The organism is Amycolatopsis sp. NPDC059235 (genome assembly GCF_042754125.1).
GTDB lineage: Bacteria > Actinomycetota > Actinomycetes > Mycobacteriales > Pseudonocardiaceae > Amycolatopsis > Amycolatopsis albidoflava.
This window is the reverse complement of sequence record NZ_JBHZAG010000085.1, coordinates 1-20161: the sequence shown is the minus strand read 5'-3', so window position 1 is coordinate 20161 and position 20161 is coordinate 1. Positions and strand designations below refer to the sequence as shown.

The following is a 20161-nucleotide window of genomic DNA, read 5'->3' as shown; positions in this document are numbered from 1 at the left end:
CACCGTGCGCGGACACCTCGCGGGCTAGCATCGCGGCGTGACTTACGTTGCCGCAGACCACCGTTACGACTCGATGCCCTACCGCCGTTGCGGGCGGAGCGGCCTGAAGCTGCCCGCGATCTCGCTCGGACTGTGGCACAACTTCGGGAACGACCGCCCGCTCACCGTCCAGCGCGACATCGTCCGGCGCGCCTTCGACCTGGGCATCACGCACTTCGATCTGGCCAACAACTACGGCCCGCCTTACGGCAGCGCCGAGGAGAACTTCGGCCGGTTGCTGGCGAGCGACCTCAAGCCGTACCGCGACGAGCTGATCATCTCGACGAAGGCCGGCTACGACATGTGGCCCGGTCCGTACGGCGAGCGGGGTTCGCGGAAGTACCTGCTGGCCAGCCTCGACCAGTCGCTGGGACGGATGGGGCTGGACTACGTCGACATCTTCTACTCGCACCGGTTCGACCCGGAGACGCCGCTGGAGGAGACCGTCGGCGCGCTCGACCGGGCGGTTCGGTCGGGCAAGGCGTTGTACGTCGGGATCTCGTCCTACAACTCCGCGCGGACCGCGGAAGCCGCCCAAATGCTGCGGGATTTGGGCACGCCGCTGCTGATTCACCAGCCGTCGTACTCGATGTTCAACCGCTGGACCGAGGCTGACGATCTGCTCGGGACGCTCGAGCAGGCCGGGGCCGGGTGCATCGCGTTTTCGCCGCTGGCGCAGGGATTGCTGACGAACAAGTACCTTTCCGGGGTCCCGTCGGATTCCCGGGCGGCGCAAGGGAAATCGCTGAATCCGGACACGATCACCGAGGAGAAGCTCGGCAAGATCCGGGCGCTGGGCGAGATCGCCGAGCGGCGCGGGCAGACGCTGGCGCAGCTCGCGCTGGCCTGGGCGTTGCGGGATCCGCGGATGACGTCGCTCGTGATCGGGGCCAGCAGCGTGAAGCAGCTGGAGGACAACGTGGCCGCGCTGGACAACCTGTCGTTCACCGGCGAGGAGCTGGCCGAGATCGACCAGCACGCCACCGAAGAAAACATCAACATCTGGAAGCGGTCCTCGGACGGATGACCCGCCGCAGCCGGAGGTTCGGGCTACCCGAGCCTCCGGCCGAACTCGCCGTAGACCGTCTCCCCGTCCAGAAAAGCTTGGTGCGCCAGGGTAATTCGCCGCGCCTTCGACGGCCGCAATTGCGGCCGCGCGGCCTCGAGGTCAAGGAACTCGAACCGGCTCACTTCGTCCGCTTCCAGGCGGATGGCACCGATCTGCTCGCGGCTCAGCACACCTCCGTCGAAGATGAACTGCAGGCTGTCCCGCCAAACGCCGTGCGTGGGCAGCCAATCGACGACGAGAAGACGCCCCACCGGCACGTCGATGCCGAGTTCTTCGCGGACCTCTCGACGGCACGCCGCCAGCGGCGACTCGTCGTCTTCGACCAAGCCGCCCGGGATCTCCAGGAACGGCTTGTAGGTCGGACAGACGAACAGGATCCGACCGCGTTCGTCGCGCGCGAGCACTCCCGCGGCCGCGTTCTTGCGCGGAAACCGGGCGGCGATGCCGGGATTGAACTCGACCTCGGGCTCGCCCTCGTCCCGAAGATCGCCCGCGAAAACGGCATCGTCGCCGCAGTGGCTGGCCGGGTGGTCGGTCATGATCAGCCGCGTGCCGCGCGGATCGTCTCCGCCGCCCACTTCGCCCAATCCCGTTCCATCGCCGCGTAGCGCTTGCCCCATTCCAGGGCCAGGCGGCCGTACAGCGACGGGTCGCTGTCATCCCAGTCGACTGAGGCCTCCAGCGCCGCCAGCTCGTCGACCAGGCCCTTCGCGAAGTCCCCGTGGCGGGACAGGAACCCCCGCGCCTCCTCCGGCGTGACCTCGCCCAGGAAGTACACCCGCAACAGCATCTCGTTGCGCCGAGCCGCGGGCGGCCGCTCCTCCAGCAGCCACGTGCGCAATTCCGACCGCCCGGCGTCGGTGATCGCGTACTCCTTGCGCCCGCGCGGACCCTCGGCGGACACCTCGATCAGGTCCGCACCCTCCAGCTTGCCCAGTTCCCCGTACAGCTGGCTCTGCGTGGCCGTCCAGACGCTCGACATCGCCGTCTCGAAGCGTTTCAGCAGGTCATAGCCGCTTCCGGGGGCGGTGGCGAGCAGCCCCAGCACCGCGTGTCGCAAGGTCATGCGCCCACCTTACCTTCCACTATTGACATGTCCAGCCAGGACCTTCTAGCTTTGACATGTCACCGCAGGAACGTGAGCGAGGGGTCCCGATGAACTACCTGAAGAGTTTCCTTCCGTGGATCGCCTTCGCGGTCGTGTCCACGCAGGCCGACTGGCGGTGGTCCGGGCTGACCGGACTGGTGCTCGCGGGCGGGCTCCTCCTGCTGGAACGCCGGCGCGGCAAGGGCTGGGACACGTTGTTCATCGAGGTCTCCGCGGTCGTCTTCTTCGCGGCGCTTTCGATCTGGTCGTTCAGCGATCCGGCCTCGCCGCTCAAGGACTACGTCGGCGCGCTCACCGATCTTTGGCTGGCAGTGACCGCCTGGGGCTCGCTCGCCGCGAAACGGCCGTTCACGCTCGGGATCGCGAAAACCATGGTTCCGCCGGAAATCGCCGCCACCGCGGTGTTTCGCCGGGTCAATGTCGTCATCACCGCGGTGTGGGCGGCCAGCTTCACGGTCGCCGGGATCGCCGAAGCCGTTCTGCTGCATTTCGCGCCGCACGCCACCGTCGGTTTGATCATTCTCAAGGTGCTCGGCTTCGCGATTCCGGTCTCGTTCACCATCCGTTACCCGCGCATCGTCCGGGCTCGTGCCCAGAAAGCGTGAATCCATGGCTACCACTGATTTCCACCTCAAGGGCCATTACGCCCCAGTCCACGACGAACTCACCGCCTACGACCTGCCGGTCACGGGTTCGCTGCCGCCGGAGCTCAGCGGCTGGTATCTGCGCAACGGGCCGAACCCGAGACAGGACAGCGCGCATTGGTTCACCGGAGACGGAATGGTGCACGGCGTCCGGCTCGAAAACGGCCGCGCGGCCTGGTATCGCAACCGCTGGGTGCGCACCGAAAGCTTCGACATCCCGAATCCGGTGCTCTACAACGCCGACGGAACGCGAAACCTGAGATCGAGCGTCGCCAACACCCACGTCGTCAATCACGCCGGACGCACGCTCGCACTCGTCGAATCCTCGCTGCCGTATGAAATCACCACCGACCTCGACACCGTCGGCGTCTACGATTTCGACGGCAAGCTCGCTGATGCGATGACCGCGCATCCCAAGATCTGCCCGGAAACCGGCGAGCTGCATTTCTTCGGCTACGGCAGCCTCACCGCCCCGCACGTGAGCTACTACCGCGCCGACGCCGCCGGCGAACTCGTGCTGCGGCAGCCGATCGACGTGCCCGGCTTGACGATGATGCACGACTTCGCGCTCACCCGGCGGCACGTCGTGTTCTTCGACCTGCCGGTGGTGTTCGACCACGGAACCGACGGCGGCATGCCGTTCCGCTGGAGCGACACGTACGGCGCACGCCTCGGCCTGCTCAGCCGCGAACGCCCGGCGGACGGCGTGCGCTGGTTCGAGATCGACCCCTGCTACGTCTTCCACACCCTCAACGCGCACGACACCGCCGACGGCCGGATTGTGGTGCACGTCGTGCGGTACGAGCATCTGTCCCGGCCGGGCGTCCCGGACCCGAAGGGCGTGCTGTGGCGGTGGACGATCGACCCCCTCGCGGGCACGGTAACCGAGGATCTGCTCGACGACCGCGACGGCGAGTTCCCCCGCATCGACGACCGGCTCGCCGGGCTCGACGCCCGTTTCGGGCACGTCACCGGACGGCACGGTCCGCAGGGTCCGCTCGTTCTCCGCCGCTACGACCTGCACACGAACGCCTCGCGCGAGCATCTGTTCCCGGAAGGACACCTCCCGGGAGAAGCGGTGTTCGTTCCGGCGGACGACCGGCCGGACGGCGCGGGCTGGCTGCTCACGTACGTCTACGACGGACCGAACGACCGCAGCGACTTGGTGGTGCTCGACGCGCAGGACATCGAGGCGGATCCGGTCGCGACGGTCCATCTGCCGGGCCGCGTGCCGGCCGGCTTCCACGGCAACTGGCTGCCCGACGCCTGATCCGGTCAACTAGCGGACGGCAAACTCTGCGTGCCGTCCCCGGGTTGCGCCCGCCGAGCCCGTATCGTCGGGACCGAGACGTCCGCCCGCCCTCTCCCGAGCCGGAAGAAAAGAAACTTTCCTGCCAAAGCGGGGCGAATCCGGTTACCGTGGCAGGACGGAAGTCCGAACGGGAAGGAAACTCAGCAGGTGGCAGGGTCGGGTACACCACCGGTCGGCACCCCGGCCGGGATGCGCATGATCAACCAGCGGGCGGTGCTCGACCTGCTGCGCCGCGGCGGGCCCGCGACGCGGCCGCAGGTGGCGAAGGACACCGGGCTGTCGAAACCCACGGTGAGCCAGGCGCTGCTCGCGCTGGAGGCCGCCGGGCTCGCGCGCGCGACCGGGCACACGTCCACCGGCACCGGCCGCTCGGCGGTGCTCTACGAGGCGGACCCGACCGCGGGTTACGTGCTGGGCCTGGACATCGGCCGCGAGCACATCCGGGTCGCGGTCGCCGACCTCGGCCGCACCACGGTCGCCCGGCGCGACGTCCGCAACACGGCCCGCTCCGGCAGCGCGCTGATCTCCGCGCTGGGCAAACTGGCGACGGACATCGTGGCCGAGGCCGGCCTGACGAACGACGACATCGTGGTCCGCGTGCTGGGCTCCCCCGGCGTCGCGGACCCGGTCAAACGCTGTTTCCGGCACGCACCGAACCTGCCCGGCTGGGGCCGTCCGGGGCTGCTCGACGATCTGGAGCAGGTGCTCGGGCCGGAACTGGTGGTGGAGAACGACGCGAACCTCACCGCGGTCGGCGAATGGGAAAGCGGTGCCGCGCGCGGAGCGTCGGTGGTCGGCTGCATCACCATCGGCACCGGTGTCGGCATGGGATTGATGGTCGACGGTCGCGTTTTCCGCGGCGCTACCGGCGCGGCGGGCGAAATCGGCTACCTGCCCTACGGCCGCACGCATGTCGCTGACGAACCCAGCGAACCGCCCGCGCGCGGGCACCTGGAGGAGGCCACCGCCGCACAGTCGGTGGTGCGCGGCGCACGCGAACTTGGCCTGGGCACAGCGCGATCGGCGCGCGAAGTGTTCCGCCTCGCCCGCGAGGGTGACGAATTGGCACAGCGCGCGGTGTCCGAGGAAGCCGACCGGCTCGCGTACACCGTCGCTTCGGTGGCCGCGGTCATCGACCCGGAACTGATCGTCCTCGGCGGCGGGGTCGGGACGGCGGCGGATCTGCTGCTGGAACCGATCGACCGGGCGCTTCGCGCGTTCACCCCGCTCACAACGACTGTGGTGCAAGGCGAACTCGGCGACGACGGTGTCCTCACCGGTGCGATCAGCGTCGGCCTGCGCGCGGCGGAACGGCTGGTGTTCGATCGCCGCGTAGGCGCCGCCTGACGCTCGGTAAACGTCGTGCCGCGGCCCGCGAATGTCACCCGGGACCGGTACGTTGCAGGCATGATCGGACTGCCCGACACCATCACCGCCTGCCTCTTCGACCTGGACGGCGTACTGACCGGGACGGCCGTGCTCCACCGCGAGGCGTGGAAACGGACGTTCGACGAATATCTGCGCGCCCGCGACGGCGCCGGCTTCCAGGAGTTCACCGACGCCGACTACGCGACCTACGTGGACGGTCGTCCCCGGGCCGACGGCGTGCGGGAATTCCTTCGCTCGCGCGGAATCGACCTCCCCGAGGGCACCCCGGACGACGCCGTCGACGCGCCGACGGTGAACGGCATCGGCAACCGCAAGAACGAACTCGTCCTGAAGATCATCGACGAGCGGGGCGTCAATCCGTACCCGGGTTCCGTGCGCTACCTGGAAGAAGCGAAGCGGGCCGGGCTGCGAATCGCCGTAGTGACCTCGTCGGCGAACGGAGCCAAGGTCCTCGACGCGGCAGACCTGTCCCGCTTCGTGGAGGCCCGCGTCGACGGCCTGGTCATCCGCCGCGACCACCTGAAAGGCAAGCCGGCGCCCGATTCGTTCCTGGCCGGAGCCAAGGAACTCGGCGTGGACCCGAAGCAGGCGGCGGTGTTCGAGGACGCACAATCCGGCGTCCAAGCGGGCAAGGCCGGCGGTTTCGGTTACGTCGTGGGCGTGAACCGCGAGAACCAGGCAGACGCACTGCGCGCGCACGGCGCCGACGTCGTCGTGGACGACCTCGCCGACCTGCTGGAGGACAAGTGACGGAACTCGGTTACGAATGCTCGCCGTGGGAGCTGCGCTGGCGCGGCCTCGACGTGGATGCGTTGCAGCGCACCGAATCCGCCTTCGCGGTGTCGAACGGACACATCGGGCTGCGCGGCACGCTCGAGGAAGGCGAACCGCGCGGACTGCCCGGCACCTACCTCAACGGCTTCTACGAACAGCACGAACTCCCCTATGCCGAAGGCGGTTACGGCTACCCGGAAGAAGGCCAGACCGTCGTCAACGTGACTGACGGCAAGATCATCCGGCTGCTGGTCGAGGACGAGCCGCTGGACATGCGCTACGGCATCGCGACCGCGCACGACCGCGTGCTCGACTTCCGCCGGGGCACGCTGCGCCGCGTCACCGAATGGTCCTCCCCCACCGGCAGGCGCGTGCGGGTGACCACCGAACGGCTGGTTTCCTTCACCCAGCGAGCGGTCGCCGCGATCCGCTACGAGGTCGAGCCGCTCGACGAGGACCTGCAGCTCGTCGTGCAGTCCGACCTGCTGGCCAACGAACCGGTCGAGTCCGACACCCGCGACCCGCGCGTCGCCGCCGCGCTCGACGCGCCGCTGGTCGGCGAGTTCTGCCACGCCGCGGGCTACCAAGCAGTGCTGGTGCACCAGACCCGGATGTCCGGGCTGCGCGTCGCCGCCGCGATGGACCACAAGATCGAGGTCGACGACGGCCTGCGCACCCGCATCCACGCCGAGGAGGACCTCGCCCGGCTCACCGCCGCGGTCGACGTGCCCAAGGGCGGACGGCTGCGGGTCACCAAGTTCCTCGCCTACGGCTGGTCCGCGCAACGGTCCGCTCCAGCCCTGCGCGCGCAAGTCGAAGCCGCACTCGCGGGCGCCCGGCAGACCGGTTGGAAGGGACTGGCCGCCGAACAACGGGAGTTCCTCGACGATTTCTGGGCCACTTCGGACATCGAAATCGACGGCGACCCGGAACTCCAGCAGGCCGTCCGGTTCGCGCTTTTCCACCTGTTGCAGGCCGGCGCCCGCGGCGAAACCCGGGCTATCGCCGGAAAAGGCCTCACCGGACCGGGGTACGACGGGCACGCGTTCTGGGACAGCGAGACGTTCGTGCTGCCGGTGCTGACGTACACGATGCCGGACGCCGCCCGCGACGCCCTCGGCTGGCGACACTCCACAATAGACAAAGCGAGAGAACGCGCGACGCAACTCGGCTTGCGCGGCGCGGCTTTCCCGTGGCGGTCCATCAACGGCGCCGAATGCTCGGCGTATTGGCCAGCCGGTACGGCGGCGTTCCATGTCAGCGCGGATATCGCCGACGCCGTCGTGCGGTATGTGAACGCCACCCAGGACGAGCATTTCGAGCGCACCTGCGGAGCGGAACTGCTCCTGGAAACCGCGCGGCTGTGGGCGTCTCTCGGGCATTTCGACCACCATGGCCACTTCCGCATCGACGGCGTCACCGGGCCTGACGAGTACTCCGCGGTGGCGGACAACAACGTCTACACGAACCTGATGGCGCGCAAGAACTTGCTCGCCGCGGCCGACGTGTGCCGCCGCCATCCGGACATCGCCGCACAGTTCGAAGTGGACACTCCGGAGATCGATTCCTGGCTCGCCGCGGCGGAGGCGATGGCGCTGCCGTACGACCAGGAACTCGGCGTGCACCCGCAGTCGGAAGGCTTCCTGCAGCACGACGAGTGGGATTTCGCCGCCACCGACGAGGATTTCTACCCGCTGCTGCTGAACTACCCGTACTTCGACCTGTACCGCAAGCAGGTCGTCAAGCAGGCCGACCTCGTGCTGGCGCTGCACCTCTGCGGCGATTCCTTCAGCCCGGAGGAAAAAGCCCGCGACTTCGCCTATTACGAAGCACGGACCGTCCGGGACTCTTCGCTGTCCGCTGGCACGCAGGCCGTGATCGCGGCAGAGGTCGGACACCTGCAGCTGGCGTACGACTACCTCGCCGAAGCCGCGCTGACGGACCTGCACGACGTGCACAACAACGTCCGCAACGGCCTGCACATGGCGTCGCTGGCCGGTGCCTGGCAGGCCGCGGTGGCCGGGTTCGGCGGCCTGCGCGACTACGGCGGCCAACTGTCGTTCGCGCCGCGGCTGCCGGACGAGCTCGGCGGCCTCACGTTCCGTCTCGCCTTCCGCGAATCCCGGTTCCAGGTGTCGATCCGGCACGGCGCGGCGACGTACCGGGTGCTCAACGGACCGCCGCTGGACCTGATCCACCACGGCGAGCGATTCACCGTGACCGAGGAACCGGTGGAGCTGCAGATCCCGAAGTTGGACCCGGGCCCCGCGCCGGTCCAGCCGATCGGGCGCGCTCCGGCGCGGCGGGACGCGTCGAAGGTGCGGCAGTTCGACCGGAGCTGACTCGTGAGCGGCGATCCCGGTTCTCACGGGGATCGCCGCTCACCAGGCTTACGCGGAAGGTGCCGAGGCGGTCAGAAGCCGCCACCACTCACGACGGCACGTCGTCCGTGCCCGGCACCCGCGGCACCTCATCCGTCCGGGACGGGCTCAGATCCGGCCCCGGGGCGTTGGCCACCTCGCCGGGCAGCTCGTCCGAGTCCGGCAGCTCGCGTTTGCGGCGCGCGGGGAACGGCGAGTCCTCGTCGTCGTCCTCGGACCGGTCGCGGGGGTGGAATTCGCTGCGCGGGGTCATGGTTCCGGGATACCCGGTTTATCGCCCTCGCACCAGGGAGTTCACGCGGCCGGACGCGATCGTTGCTTGCCGGTCGCGTCCGTGAGCTGGTCCAGCAACGTCAGCAGCAGCCCGTCCCGGGTCGACCACGGGCAGATCGTCAGCTTCCCGCCCGCGACCGTCAGCAGCGCCTCCGCGACGACCGCGCCGCCGAGCGCCTGCTGGGCTCGCTGCCGCGAAATGCCCGGCAGCTGCGCCCGTCGCGCGAACGGCATCGCCGACAGCCGCGGGATCCACGCGCGCACGTCGTCCAGGTGCAGCTCACGGGCTTTGCCCGGCCGGTCGCCCGCCAGCCGCGCCAGCTGCCGCAGCACCTTCGAGCAGCCGACCACGCGGTGTTCGGCCAGCTCTTCCTTCACGTCGCCCAAGGCGGCGGAGACTTCCTCCAGCACGTGGTCACGCAGCGCGCGCACGTGCTTGCTGCGCACCGGCGGTTCGGCGGGCAGCCAGTCGCGAGTGACCGACCGGGCGCCCAGAGGCAGCGACCGCGCGAAAGTAGCCTGCTCGCCGGCTCCGGCGGACAGCTCGACGGTGCCGCCGCCGATGTCGAGCGCCAGCAGCGGGCCGCCAGACGCGCCGTACCAGCGGCGCGCGCCGACGTAGGTCAGTTCCGCCTCCCGGCGGCCGGAGAGAAACCGCAGTTCGACCCCGGTTTCGCCAGCCACTTCCCGGACCGCGTCACGGGAGTTGACCGCATCCCGAATTGACGACGTGGCCAGCGGAAATACGTCCTTGACGCCGTGCTCGCGGGCGAATTCCATGCCGCTGGAAACGGCCTTGGCAATAGCCGCGATGCCGCACTCGCTGAGCCGTCCGTCGTCGTCGAGTTCGCGGTCGAGCCGCAGCCGGGTCTGGTGCGTCAACGCCGGGTCGAGCGGGGATCCGCCGGGTTCGAGCACGACGAGCCGGGCGCTGAACGAACCCACGTCCAGCACCGCGGCGGCGGATCCTTCGATTCTGCGCACAGCCCGGCCTACCTCGCTTTCGCCCCGCCCGGATTCCCCGTTGAACCCGTTCTTACTCTCGAATTCGCGCCCCGCGCGGAGAGTTGACGGCATTTCGACGGCGGCATCGACCCGGGGTGCGGTTTTTTCACACCCCAGTGGCCCGCATCATACCGGACCTATCCGAGCAGCTCCTTCAGCTTGGCGACGGCGGCCACCCGGGCCTCGCGTCCGGGCTGCAGCGGGTTGACCGCCAGCGTGGTCGCGCCGGCCTCCTTGAACGCCGCCAGCCGCTCCTTCACATACCCCGCCGGACCGACCAGCGAGGTGGCGCGCAGCAGCTCCGTCGGGACCGCCGCGGCGGCTTCTTCCTTCTTGCCGTCGAGGTACAGGTCCTGGATCTTCTTGGCCTCGGCCTCGTAGCCGTAGTTGCAGGCCAGCGTGTTGTAGAAGTTCTTGCCGCGCGCGCCCATCCCGCCGATGTACAGCGCGAACACCGGGCGCACCCAGTCGAGCAGGCCCTCGACGTCGTCGCCGATCGCCAGCGGCGGCGCGGCGAACACGTCCAGCTCGCCCAGCTCCGGGTCGCGCTTGGCCTTGCCCTCGGCCAGCGAGTCGCCCCAGACGTCGGCGGCCTTCTCCGGGTGGAAGAAGATCGGCTGCCAGCCCTCGGCGACCTCGGCGGCCAGCGCGACGTTCTTCGGCCCGAGCGCGGCGAGCACGACCGGGATCCGCTCGCGCACCGGGTGGTTGATCAGCTTCAGCGGCTTGCCGAGCCCGGTGCCCTGGTCCGCGGGCAGCGGGATCGTGTAGTGCTTGCCGTCGTGCACGACGCGCTCGCGCTTCCACACCTGGCGGCAGATCTCGATGATCTCGCGGGTGCGGCCGATCGGCGCGTCGTACTTCACGCCGTGGAAACCCTCGATGACCTGCGGCCCGGACGCGCCGAGGCCGAGGGTGAAGCGGCCGTCGGACACGAAGTCCAGCCCGGCCGCGGTCATCGCGGTGAGGCTCGGCGTGCGGGTGTAGATCTGGAAGATGCCCGACATCAGGCCGACGCGCTCGGTCTTCGCGGCGAGGTAGCCGAGCTGGCTCACCGCGTCGAAGCTGTAGGCCTCGGGGACGAACACGATGTCGAGCCCGACCCGTTCCAGCTCCACGATGTCCGCGACGCTTTCGGCGAACCCTCCCGAGTAGCTGACGCCGGTGCCGATCCTCATCGATCCCTCATTCCCGTGCCGGTCGACTGTGACTAAGCGTTTGCTCATTATGCGGCCGCTCGGGTGACGACGCTACGGCGTGGGTCACACCACAGCGGGCGCCACCGTCCCGCGCACCTCGCCGAACCCGATCCGGGCACCGGCTGGACCAGGCGCGGAGGCGGTGATGACGACCTCGTCGCCGTCCTCCAGGAAGGCGCGGGTCTCCTCGCCGACCGCGAGCGGTTCGCGACCGCCCCAGCTCAGCTCCAGCAGCGAACCGCGCTGGTCCTTCGCCGGACCAGTGACCGTGCCGGACGCGTACAGGTCGCCGGTGCGCAGGCTCGCGCCGTTCACCGTGAGGTGCGCGAGCTGTTGCGCGGCCGTCCAGTACTGGGTGGCGAACGGCGGGCTGGACACGAGGTGGCCGTTGATCCGGATCTCCAGCGCCAGGTCGAGACTCCACGACTCGGCACCGCGCAGGTACTCGAACGGCTCCGGATCCTGCGCGGGTTGCGGCACCCGGGCGTGCTCCAGCGCGGCGAGCGGGACCAGCCACGGCGACATGGAGGTGGCGAACGATTTGCCGAGAAACGGCCCGAGCGGCTGCATTTCCCAGCCCTGCAGGTCCCGCGCCGACCAGTCGTTGACCAGGCAGACGCCGAAGACGTGGCGAGGGAACTCGTCGATCGGCACCGGAACGCCCAGTTCGGATCCCACGCCGACGACGAAGCCGACCTCCGCCTCGAAGTCGAGCAGCTTGGACGTTCCGAACGACGGTTCGGCCGCCTTGCGCGGTTTCCGTTGCCCCGCCGGGCGAATCACCGGAGTGCCGGACGCGACGACCGTGCCCGCGCGGCCGTGGTAGCCGATCGGCAGGTGTTTCCAGTTGGGCGGCACCAGATCGTCCCCGCCGCTGAAGACCCGGCTGGCGTTGAGCGCGTGCTGCTCGCTGGAGTAGAAGTCGACGTAGTCCGCGACTTCCACCGGCAGATGGCTCGTGATTTCGTCGCGGGGCACCAGATGCGGCCGGACCCGGTCGGCGTGGCGCGGTTCGCTGAGCCATTCGCGGACCCGCGCCCGCACGCCGGCCCAGACGTCCGGGCCGGCGGCGAGCAACGGGTTCAGCACGCCCGCGCCGAGCAGGCGGCCGAAGGACTCCCCCTCGGCCGCCGCGCTCAGGTCGAGCACCTGGTCTCCGACCGCGACGCCGGCCCGGCGGGTCCGCTCGCCGTGCGAGAAGACGCCGTAGGGCAGGTTGTCGAGACCGAAGAGGGTGTCGGCCGGAAGGTCGAGCCAGGTCACGCGGAAGCCTCCGCGATCCACGCGCCGACTACAGTGTCCAATGTGGACAGCGGGAGAATTCCGTTGCCCAGTACGACGTCGTGGAACGCGCGGATGTCGAACCGGTCGCCGAGCGCCTTTTCGGCCTCGGCGCGGACGCGCTGGATTTCCAGCCGTCCCACCATGTAGCTCAGCGCCTGGCCCGGATTCGCGACGTACCGGTCGATCTCGGCCTCGATCTCCATCTTCGCCATCGGCGTGTTCTCCACCAGGTAGTCGACCGCCTGCTGGCGGCTCCAGCCCAGCGCGTGCAGGCCGGTGTCGACCACGAGCCGCCCGGCCCGCATGGAGTCCTGGGCGAGCATGCCGAAGCGGGCGACGTCGTCGGAGTACAGGCCCATCTCGTCGGCGAGACGCTCCGCGTACAGGCCCCAGCCCTCGATGTAGGCGTTGAACGGCGCGATCCGGCGCAGCAGCGGCAGATCGGTGAGTTCCTGCGCGAAGGTGAGCTGGAAGTGGTGTCCCGGAACGGCTTCGTGGAACGCGATCCCCTCGCTGGTGAAGCGCGGCCGCGAATTCGCCTCGTAGGTGTTCGCGTAGTACGTGCCGGGGCGGGAACCGTCGAACGCGGCCTGCAGGTAGTAGGCGATGGTGCCGCTCGCCGCGTCCGCCTCAGGGACCGGCTCGACCTCGCACTTCGCGTCCGGCACCCGGGAGAACCATTGCGGGGCAACGGCTTCCGCTCGGACGATGGCCGCCCGCGCGCCTTCCAACAGCTCCTCGCCGTCGCGCCAGCGCAGCTCCGGATCGTTGCGGAGGCGGTCGAAGATCTCCGACAGTTCCCCGGTGCCGAACACGCGCGTGCCCAGTTCGCGGTACTCCTCGGCCAGCTTCTCGCCCATCCGCAGGCCGGTGTCGTGCAACTCCTGCGCGGTGCGGTCGGTGGTGGTGTGCACCCGGATCAGGCCCTGGTACTTCTCCAGCCCGCCCGGGAGGTGGCTGATGCCCGGCTGGCTGTCCGTCTTCGAAACCGGCAACACCTCCTCGGCGAGGAAGTCGCGGTAGCGCCGGTACGCGGGCCGCACGACCTCGGCGAGCAGCCGATCGCGCTCCGCCGCGAAGCCCTCGACCTCGACCGCCGGCGTGACGCGGAACGGGTCGCCCTCCTCGTTCGCGAGATAGCGCTCGACGTACTCGATTCCGATGCGCACCAGGAAGTCCGGCGGCGCGAACCCGTCCGCGACGGTCGTCCGCTGGGCCTCGATCACGCCGTCGAGGAAGCCGCCGACCGCCGCCAGCCGGGCGAGGTAGTCGCGGGCCTTGTCCGCGTCGTCCGGGACCAGCGCGGGGAGGATGGTGACCAGGTTCAGCGCGGGCGCGCTGAACCCGTCGCTCACCGCGAAGCCGGACAGCCGCGAGTCGATCGTGTCGATCGCGCCGCGGGCGTGGGTGCGGACCACCTCGCGCGTGATGACCTCGGACGCGGTCAGCCCGGCCGGATCGATCGCGTCGGCGCGCTCGGCGATCGCGGCGTACTCGGCCCGGTGGCGCTCGGCCGCGGCGAGACTCGGGTCGGCGAGTTTGGTGTGGTCGCCGGGAAGTCCGAGGACGGTCCGCTCCAGCGGCTCCGCCTCGAAGCTCAGCTCGACCAGCTCGTCGGCCAAGCCGAGGACGGTGTCGCCGTGGCCAGCCACCCACTCGGTGACCACGGCGTCCAGCACCGACAGCGGCAGGGAGCCGCCGGAGAGGATCGTGTCGTGGAACGCCTTGATGTCGAAACGGCTGCCGAGCCGCTGTTCGGCCTGCTTGCGCAGCCGCTCGATTTCCAGCCGCCCCACCATGTACGCGAGCGCCTGGCCCGGGAAGCCGAGGTACCGGTCGACCTCGGATTCGATCTCGACCTGCGCCATCGGCGTGTGCTCGAGCAGGTAGTCGACCGCCTGCTGGCGGCTCCAGCCCAGCGCGTGCAGGCCGGTGTCGACGACCAGCCGCCCGGCCCGCATCGACTCCATCGTCAGCATGCCGAGCAGCGACACGTCGTCGGAGTACAGGCCCATCTCGTCGGCGAGGCGCTCGGTGTAGAGGCCCCAGCCCTCGGCGTACGCGGTGAAGTTGCCGACGCGGCGCAGCAGCGGCAGATCGGTGAGGTCGAGCGCGGTGCTGAGCTGGAAGTGGTGGCCCGGGATCGCCTCGTGGAACGCGATGACCTCGGCGGTGTGCCGGAACCGCTCGGTGGCCTGGTGGGTGTTGGCGAAGTAGACGCCCGGGCGGGACCCGTCGGCGGCGGGCGGCATGTAGTACGCCGGGGGCGCGCCGGGCGCGGAATCCTCCGGCACCGCCTCGACGGTCCACGGGTGCTGCGGGATGTGGCCGAACCAGTTCGGCGCCTCGGCCTCGGCGCGGGAAATCGCCGTGCGGGCGGTTGCGAGGAGGTCTTCGGCGCTCGTCCAGCGGAGCTTCGGGTCGGTGCGCAGCCGCTCGAAGATCTCCGGCAGCTCGCGAGTGCCGAACACACGCTCGCCGAGGGCCTGGTACTGCTCGACCTGGCCGGCGATCACCGCGAGGCCGGTGTCGTGCAGCTCCTGCGGGGTGCGGTTGCTGGTGGTGTGGGTGCGGGCGAGGCGGGCGTAGATCTCGTCGCCGCCGGGGAGCCAGGAGACGCCGCCCTTGTCGTCCGGGCGGCCGTGCGGGAGGACCTCGGCTTCGAGGAAGTCGCGGTACTCGCGGAAGCCCGGCCGGGCGACCTCGCGGAGGATCTGCTCGCGGCGGGCGGCGAAGCCCTCGTCCGGGGCGGGCTGGCGCAGCAGCGGGTCGTTCTCGGGCTCGGCCAGGTAGCGGTCGAGGTGCGCGATGGCGGCCTTGACCAGGCGTTCGATCGGCAGGAGACCGGCGGCGATCCCGTCGCGGTGACGTTGCGCGACCGCGCGGAGGTACTCGGGGATCTCGCTGAGCCTGCCGAGATGCGCCTCGGAGGTTTCGGCGGTGACGGTGACCATCGGCAGCGCGGACAGAAGCCCGGAGGCGGGGCCGACGAAGAGGTCGGTGACGGTGAAGTCGACGACCCGGCTGTCCATCCGGTCGAGGTTTCCGTCGACGGAGCTGAGCAGGACGTCGCGAGTGACGCGATCGGCGGCGTCGAGCCCGGCCGGGTCGATCGCCTCGGCGCGCTCCCGGATGCCGGCGAGCTTCGCGCGGAACTCCGCCTCCGCCGCGGCCGACGGATCGCCGAGCCCCGGCGCGTCCGGCCGGATGCCGAGAATGGCGGCGTCGAGCGGTTCGTGGTCGAACGACGCCTCGACGAGCTCGTCGGCGAGATCGGAAACGACGGACATCGGCGGTGACCCCCAGGGTAGGCGGAGAAGGTGCGATTCCGACCCTAATCGAGACGGGGGCGACGACGCCCGCGTCCCGGGGCGACGGCCTTCTTCCGGGCGCAGGAACGTTCCGGGCCGTGGAACCTGGGGCGTTGCGGAGGAGCTGGTCAGGGCGGCTGAGCAGGGGGCGGCCTCGGCGCGCGGTTCGTTGCGGGGGCCGGTTCCGCGTCTCGGGCCTCGGCCGGTTGTCGCCGCTCGGGCGCGAGGGAAGAGGGAAGGGCGCCGCTGCCCTGACCAGGGCCGGGGCGCGGGGAGGCTGGGCGGGGTGCCCGGTTCCGCGTCGGCTGCTCCCCGGAGGCACGACTCCGCCAGGCTCCCCGGCCAACGGCGTTCGGCTGTCCGGCGCGAGGCACGCCGGGCACGGGGTACCGGTTCCGCGTCGGCCGCCCCTGGAGGCACGACCCGCGAGGCTCCCCGGCCAGCGGCTGGCCAGCGGTGCTCGGCTGTCCGGCGCGAGGCAGGCCGGGTGCGGGGCACCGGTTCCGCGTCGGCCGCTCCTCGGAGACACAACCCCGCCAGGCTCCCCGGCCAGCGGTGTTCGGCTGTCCGGCGCGGTGGCGCGGGGCACGCCGGGCGCGGTGGTGCGGCCGGGTCCGGCGGGAGAGGCGGTAGCGTTGCCGGAGTGGCCGTGACCGATCCCGCCGACATCCGCCTGCTCGCCGCGCTCGCCGAGCTGGGCAAGGGGGCTGTGCACGAGCTGGCGGCGAAGGTCGGGATGGATCCGCGGGAGGTCGCGTACCGGCTGGTCGCGCTGTCCGGCAGCGGGTTGCCGCTGCTGGTCGGGGTCGAAAGCGACCCCAACGGTCTTCGTGCGGCGATTTCGGGGGCCCAGGCTTCGTGGCAGCGTCCGCAGGCTCCGGGGTATCCGGGCGGCGGGCCCGGGTCGGCGCCGTTCCCCGCCGCGCCGATGCAGGGGGCCTCCCGGATGCCCGGCTCGATGCCGTCCGGCCCCGCTTCGGCACCGGGATCCCTGCCGTCCGGACCTGCCGCACCCTCCGGTCCGCCCGCGACTCCGATGCCGAACGGCCCGGCATCGTCCGGGATTCCGGCCTCGGGCGGGATGGCCGGGATGGCACCGCCTCCGGGGATGCCGGGCGGCTCTCCCGGCGCGTCCGGTCCGCACTCGCCAGGGCAGGCCGGGATACCCGAATCGCCCGGGATGCCGGGGCATTCCGGCCCGCATCCGCCGGGCCAGCACGGCATGCCCAGTCCCGGGACCTCCGGCCCGCATCCGCCCGGCCAACACGGCATGCCCGGACCAGGGACCTCCGGCCCGCATCCGCCAGGGCAGCACGGCATGCCCGGACCGGGAACCTCCGGCGCGTACCCGCCGGGGCACACCGGGATTCCCGCGACCGGGCCAGGTTCGCCGGGGCAGCCCGGCATGCCCGGTCCCGGGGCTACCGGCGCCTACCCGCCCGGGATGCCCGCCGCGGCACCGGGAGTCTCCGGCGCGTACGCCCCCGGACCGGCCGGGATTTCGGGTGCGTATCCCCCTGCGCCCAACGGGATCCCGGGAATGTCCGGCGCGTACTCCCCCGCGCAGACCGGAATGCCCGCCCCTGCGAACGTCTACAATGGACAGTCCGGGCCGTACCCGGCTCCGGACCCGGCCGTCAGCACGTGGGGCGTCCCGCAGACCGCTTCCTGGGCCCGCGGCGACGACCCGAAGCCCGCCGCCGCACCGGCGAAACAGGGGCGGATCGGCGAGACGATGCAGTCACATGGGCTCGAAGGGGAACAGCTTTCCGTGCAACTGCTGGAAGTCCAGGATCCCGCCGACTTCCTGTTCGGCGCGGCCGGCTACCGGCTCGAGGACGGCGAGCGCTCGGTCGTCGTGCACACCGAGATCACCAACCGCGGGCCGATTCCGTTCGCCTCGCTGCCGGACAACTATCTCGAGCTGGTCACCGACAGCGGCGAGACCGTCGCGAAAGCGCCGGTTTCGCTGACGTCGCGGCCGCCGCACAAAATCGGCGTGCAGCCGGGCGAGACGCTCGGCGGGCACACCGTCTACGTCCTTCCGACCGCGACCCGGGTGGTCTCGGTGCGCTGGAGCCCGCGTCCCGAGCCGGACGAGCGCACCTTGACCTGGGCGGTCAGCTAGTTCCCGTCCCGCAGGATCTCCAGCGCACTGGCCAGATCGTCCGGGTACTCCGCCTCGAACTCCACCCACCGGCCGTCCGCCGGATGCGCGAAACCCAGCGTCCGCGCATGCAGCCATTGCCGCGTCAGGCCGAGCTTCCGGGCCAGCACCGGATCCGCTCCGTAGGTCAGGTCCCCGGCGCACGGGTGGCGCAGCGCGGAGAAGTGCACGCGGATCTGGTGGGTGCGCCCGGTTTCCAGCTTCACGTGCGCCAGCGAAGCCGCCCGGAACGCCTCGACCACCTCGTAGTGCGTGACGCTCGGCCGTCCGCCCGCGACGACCGCGAATTTGTAGTCGTGCCGCGGATGGCGGTCGATCGGGGCGTCGATGGTGCCGCGCGTCGGGTCGGGGTGGCCCTGCACGACGGCGTGGTAGCCCTTGTCGACGGTCCGTTCCTTGAACGCCCGCTTCAGCACGGTGTACGCGTGCTCGCTCTTGGCCACCACCATCACCCCGGTGGTGCCCGCGTCGAGCCGGTGCACGACGCCCTGTCGCTCGGCCGCACCGGACGTCGAGATGCGCAGCCCGGCAGCGGCGAGTCCGCCGACGACGGTCGGGCCGGTCCAGCCGGGGCTGGGGTGCACGGCGACGCCGACCGGTTTCGAAATCACCACGATGTCGTCGTCATCGTGCAGGATCTTCATGCCGTCGACCGGCTCCGCGACGATTTCCGCCGGACGTTCCGGTTCCGGCAGCGTCACCTCGAGCAGCCCGCCCGCGGACAGCCGGTCCGATTTGCCCGCGGGATGCCCGTCGAGGAGCACGTCGCCCGCTGCCGCGAGGTCCGCGACGACGGTGCGGGAGAGCCCGAGCAGTTTGGCGAGCCCGGCGTCGACGCGCATCCCGTCGAGCCCGTCGGGGACGGGCAGCATGCGCGCGCTCACTCGGTTTCCTTCTTCTTGCCGCGGGTGGTGGTGCCGTCGTAGTCCTTGCCGAGCAGGGACAGCAGCACGATCAGCGCGCCGCCGACGCAGATCGCGGAGTCGGCGATGTTGAAGATCGCGAAGCCCTGCCCGTTGGGCGCGAACGCGGAGATGAAGTCCACGACGTGCCCGCGCAGCGGTCCGGGCTCGCGGAAGAATCGGTCGGTGAGGTTGCCGAGCGCGCCGGCGAGCACGAGCCCGAGGCCGATCGCCCAGCCGACCGAGCGCAGCCTGCGCGAGATCCACACGATGGCGATCACGACGCCGGTCGCGACCAGCGCGAGCACCCAGGTCATGCCGGTCGCCATCGAGAACGCGGCACCAGGATTGCGGATGACCTGCAGGTAGATGAGCCCGCCGAGGATCGGCTTGGGCTCCTTGCCCTCGAGATTGGCGACCACGAGGTTCTTCGTGAGCAGGTCGATCGCCCACAGCAGCGCCGCGACCGCGAACACCACCCAGACCCGCCGTTTGGGCAGCGGCGCGCTTTCCTCGGCAGCCCCCTGCTCAGGCGGTTCCGCAGACGGCTCGACCTCGGATTCGGACGGCGAAGGATCGGTGCTCACACCCCCATTGTCCACAACCGCGCCCAACCAGGTCACAGCGGCAGTCCCGGACCCGAATTCAGTCGTCTCGCCGCGCCCCTCCCCGCCATCCTCACTGCATGCCCGCCGAGATCCCCGCCCCCGCCGTAGCCGCCGCCTGGATCGCCCTGGACCTCTCCCCCACGAACGACCTCCCCCTGTGGGCAGCCCACTGGCTAGCCGAGGGAGAGGACGGCGAACACCTACGCCACCTGGCAGGCCTCTCCCACACCGAACCGCGAGAAATCCACGACGTGCAACAGTCCGCCCTAGCCGACTGCCACACCCCCATCCCCACCCCAGCCGACGCAGCCCAAACAGCCTTCACCCACCTGGCCCAACTGCTCCTGAACGGCCACCTAACCGAACGCGCCCTGCTGAACGACCTGCACACCATCATCGTCCGCACCAACTACTCCGACAGCGTCGTCAACCTGCCGCTAGCGCAAGCCTGGATGCTGGACGAAGAATGGGACCAGCCCTGGGGCCGCCCAAAAGAGCAAATCAAAGAGGCAATCCACTCAGCCTGCAACGCCCAACTAGCCCACCCCTAGACCCGGCAACCCCAACCTGACCACACCCAGCCCGGCAAACCCAACTTGCCAACACCCAGCCGGGCAAACCCAACTTGACCACCACGCGGGATCGCGCCGGCGTTTGGGGGCTGCCCGGCGTGACAGGCCGAAGGCCCCTCACGCC

The 20161-nt window shown here is 70.4% G+C and carries 17 protein-coding genes; 8 read left to right on the top strand and 9 right to left on the bottom strand.

The annotated features are described in order from the left end of the window. Positions 1–37 precede the first annotated feature (37 nt). Positions 38–1066, top strand: coding sequence for an L-glyceraldehyde 3-phosphate reductase (mgrA, locus tag ACFXI3_RS37520; RefSeq protein ID WP_378406105.1), 1029 nt, complete (start codon positions 38–40; stop codon positions 1064–1066). Positions 1067–1089: 23 nt separating this feature from the next. Here mgrA and ACFXI3_RS37515 read toward each other — a convergent pair whose 3' ends face one another. Then, positions 1090–1686, bottom strand: a complete 597-nt coding sequence (locus tag ACFXI3_RS37515; protein ID WP_378406130.1) for an NUDIX domain-containing protein — start codon at positions 1684–1686, stop codon at positions 1090–1092. Then, on the bottom strand, positions 1650–2174 hold the full coding sequence (locus tag ACFXI3_RS37510; RefSeq protein ID WP_378406103.1) for a PadR family transcriptional regulator: 525 nt from the start codon (positions 2172–2174) through the stop codon (positions 1650–1652). Before ACFXI3_RS37510 ends, ACFXI3_RS37515 begins: the two co-directional genes overlap by 37 nt. 89 nt (positions 2175–2263) lie before the next feature. Here ACFXI3_RS37510 and ACFXI3_RS37505 point away from each other — a divergent pair, with 89 nt between their 5' ends. From ACFXI3_RS37505 to ACFXI3_RS37485, 5 genes are all read left to right on the top strand, one after another. Beyond that, positions 2264–2821: a hypothetical protein gene (locus ACFXI3_RS37505; RefSeq protein ID WP_378406101.1), complete on the top strand. Its 558-nt coding sequence runs from the start codon at positions 2264–2266 to the stop codon at positions 2819–2821. 4 nt (positions 2822–2825) lie between these two features. Beyond that, a complete protein-coding gene (locus tag ACFXI3_RS37500) occupies positions 2826–4130 on the top strand; it encodes a carotenoid oxygenase family protein (RefSeq protein ID WP_378406099.1) in 1305 nt (434 codons plus the stop codon). A gap of 231 nt (positions 4131–4361) precedes the next feature. Continuing rightward, on the top strand, positions 4362–5519 hold the full coding sequence (locus ACFXI3_RS37495; protein WP_377875527.1) for an ROK family protein: 1158 nt from the start codon (positions 4362–4364) through the stop codon (positions 5517–5519). A 60-nt stretch (positions 5520–5579) separates the two neighbouring features. Next, positions 5580–6311, top strand: coding sequence for a beta-phosphoglucomutase family hydrolase (locus tag ACFXI3_RS37490; RefSeq protein WP_344284953.1), 732 nt, complete (start codon positions 5580–5582; stop codon positions 6309–6311). Then, positions 6308–8677 carry a glycoside hydrolase family 65 protein gene (locus ACFXI3_RS37485; RefSeq protein ID WP_378406096.1) on the top strand — a complete coding sequence of 790 codons (2370 nt, stop codon included), beginning with the start codon at positions 6308–6310 and terminating at the stop codon, positions 8675–8677. The genes ACFXI3_RS37490 and ACFXI3_RS37485 overlap by 4 nt, the downstream gene beginning before the upstream one ends. Before the next feature lie 88 nt (positions 8678–8765). Here ACFXI3_RS37485 and ACFXI3_RS37480 read toward each other — a convergent pair whose 3' ends face one another. The 5 genes from ACFXI3_RS37480 to ACFXI3_RS37460 all read right to left on the bottom strand — a co-directional run bounded on the left by ACFXI3_RS37480 (position 8766) and on the right by ACFXI3_RS37460 (position 15767). Continuing rightward, on the bottom strand, positions 8766–8969 hold the full coding sequence (locus ACFXI3_RS37480) for a hypothetical protein (protein ID WP_344284947.1): 204 nt from the start codon (positions 8967–8969) through the stop codon (positions 8766–8768). 41 nt (positions 8970–9010) lie between these two features. Next, positions 9011–9973 carry an exopolyphosphatase gene (locus ACFXI3_RS37475; protein WP_344284945.1) on the bottom strand — a complete coding sequence of 321 codons (963 nt, stop codon included), beginning with the start codon at positions 9971–9973 and terminating at the stop codon, positions 9011–9013. A 158-nt stretch (positions 9974–10131) separates the two neighbouring features. Beyond that, positions 10132–11172 (bottom strand): LLM class F420-dependent oxidoreductase, encoded by a 1041-nt coding sequence (locus ACFXI3_RS37470; protein WP_378406094.1) that lies wholly within the window; start codon positions 11170–11172, stop codon positions 10132–10134. 84 nt (positions 11173–11256) lie between these two features. Continuing rightward, a complete protein-coding gene (gene fahA, locus ACFXI3_RS37465; RefSeq protein ID WP_378406092.1) occupies positions 11257–12456 on the bottom strand; it encodes a fumarylacetoacetase in 1200 nt (399 codons plus the stop codon). Then, positions 12453–15767 (bottom strand): DUF885 domain-containing protein, encoded by a 3315-nt coding sequence (locus tag ACFXI3_RS37460; protein ID WP_378406090.1) that lies wholly within the window; start codon positions 15765–15767, stop codon positions 12453–12455. Before ACFXI3_RS37460 ends, fahA begins: the two co-directional genes overlap by 4 nt. Before the next feature lie 664 nt (positions 15768–16431). On the opposite strand from ACFXI3_RS37460, the gene ACFXI3_RS37455 reads away from it, so the two are divergent. After that, a complete protein-coding gene (locus ACFXI3_RS37455; RefSeq protein ID WP_378406088.1) occupies positions 16432–17916 on the top strand; it encodes an AsnC family protein in 1485 nt (494 codons plus the stop codon). Here the strand turns inward: ACFXI3_RS37455 and ACFXI3_RS37450 are convergent. Both ACFXI3_RS37450 and lspA read right to left on the bottom strand, forming a co-directional pair. Then, positions 17913–18839 (bottom strand): RluA family pseudouridine synthase, encoded by a 927-nt coding sequence (locus ACFXI3_RS37450; protein ID WP_344284934.1) that lies wholly within the window; start codon positions 18837–18839, stop codon positions 17913–17915. The genes ACFXI3_RS37455 and ACFXI3_RS37450 overlap by 4 nt on opposite strands. After that, positions 18836–19444, bottom strand: a complete 609-nt coding sequence (lspA, locus tag ACFXI3_RS37445; protein ID WP_378406086.1) for a signal peptidase II — start codon at positions 19442–19444, stop codon at positions 18836–18838. The genes ACFXI3_RS37450 and lspA overlap by 4 nt, the downstream gene beginning before the upstream one ends. Before the next feature lie 98 nt (positions 19445–19542). On the opposite strand from lspA, the gene ACFXI3_RS37440 reads away from it, so the two are divergent. Then, positions 19543–20016: a hypothetical protein gene (locus ACFXI3_RS37440; protein ID WP_378406084.1), complete on the top strand. Its 474-nt coding sequence runs from the start codon at positions 19543–19545 to the stop codon at positions 20014–20016. The last annotated feature ends 145 nt before the right edge of the window (positions 20017–20161 follow it).

Coding starts and splice junctions, on each gene's coding strand:
- ACFXI3_RS37510 (WP_378406103.1), bottom strand. CDS start 2,174: ATGACCTTGCGACACGCGGTGCTGGGGCTGCTCGCCACCGCCCCCGGA.
- ACFXI3_RS37505 (WP_378406101.1), top strand. CDS start 2,264: ATGAACTACCTGAAGAGTTTCCTTCCGTGGATCGCCTTCGCGGTCGTG.
- ACFXI3_RS37500 (WP_378406099.1), top strand. CDS start 2,826: ATGGCTACCACTGATTTCCACCTCAAGGGCCATTACGCCCCAGTCCAC.
- ACFXI3_RS37495 (WP_377875527.1), top strand. CDS start 4,362: ATGCGCATGATCAACCAGCGGGCGGTGCTCGACCTGCTGCGCCGCGGC.
- ACFXI3_RS37490 (WP_344284953.1), top strand. CDS start 5,580: ATGATCGGACTGCCCGACACCATCACCGCCTGCCTCTTCGACCTGGAC.
- ACFXI3_RS37480 (WP_344284947.1), bottom strand. CDS start 8,969: ATGACCCCGCGCAGCGAATTCCACCCCCGCGACCGGTCCGAGGACGAC.
- ACFXI3_RS37470 (WP_378406094.1), bottom strand. CDS start 11,172: ATGAGGATCGGCACCGGCGTCAGCTACTCGGGAGGGTTCGCCGAAAGC.
- ACFXI3_RS37460 (WP_378406090.1), bottom strand. CDS start 15,767: ATGTCCGTCGTTTCCGATCTCGCCGACGAGCTCGTCGAGGCGTCGTTC.
- ACFXI3_RS37440 (WP_378406084.1), top strand. CDS start 19,543: ATGCCCGCCGAGATCCCCGCCCCCGCCGTAGCCGCCGCCTGGATCGCC.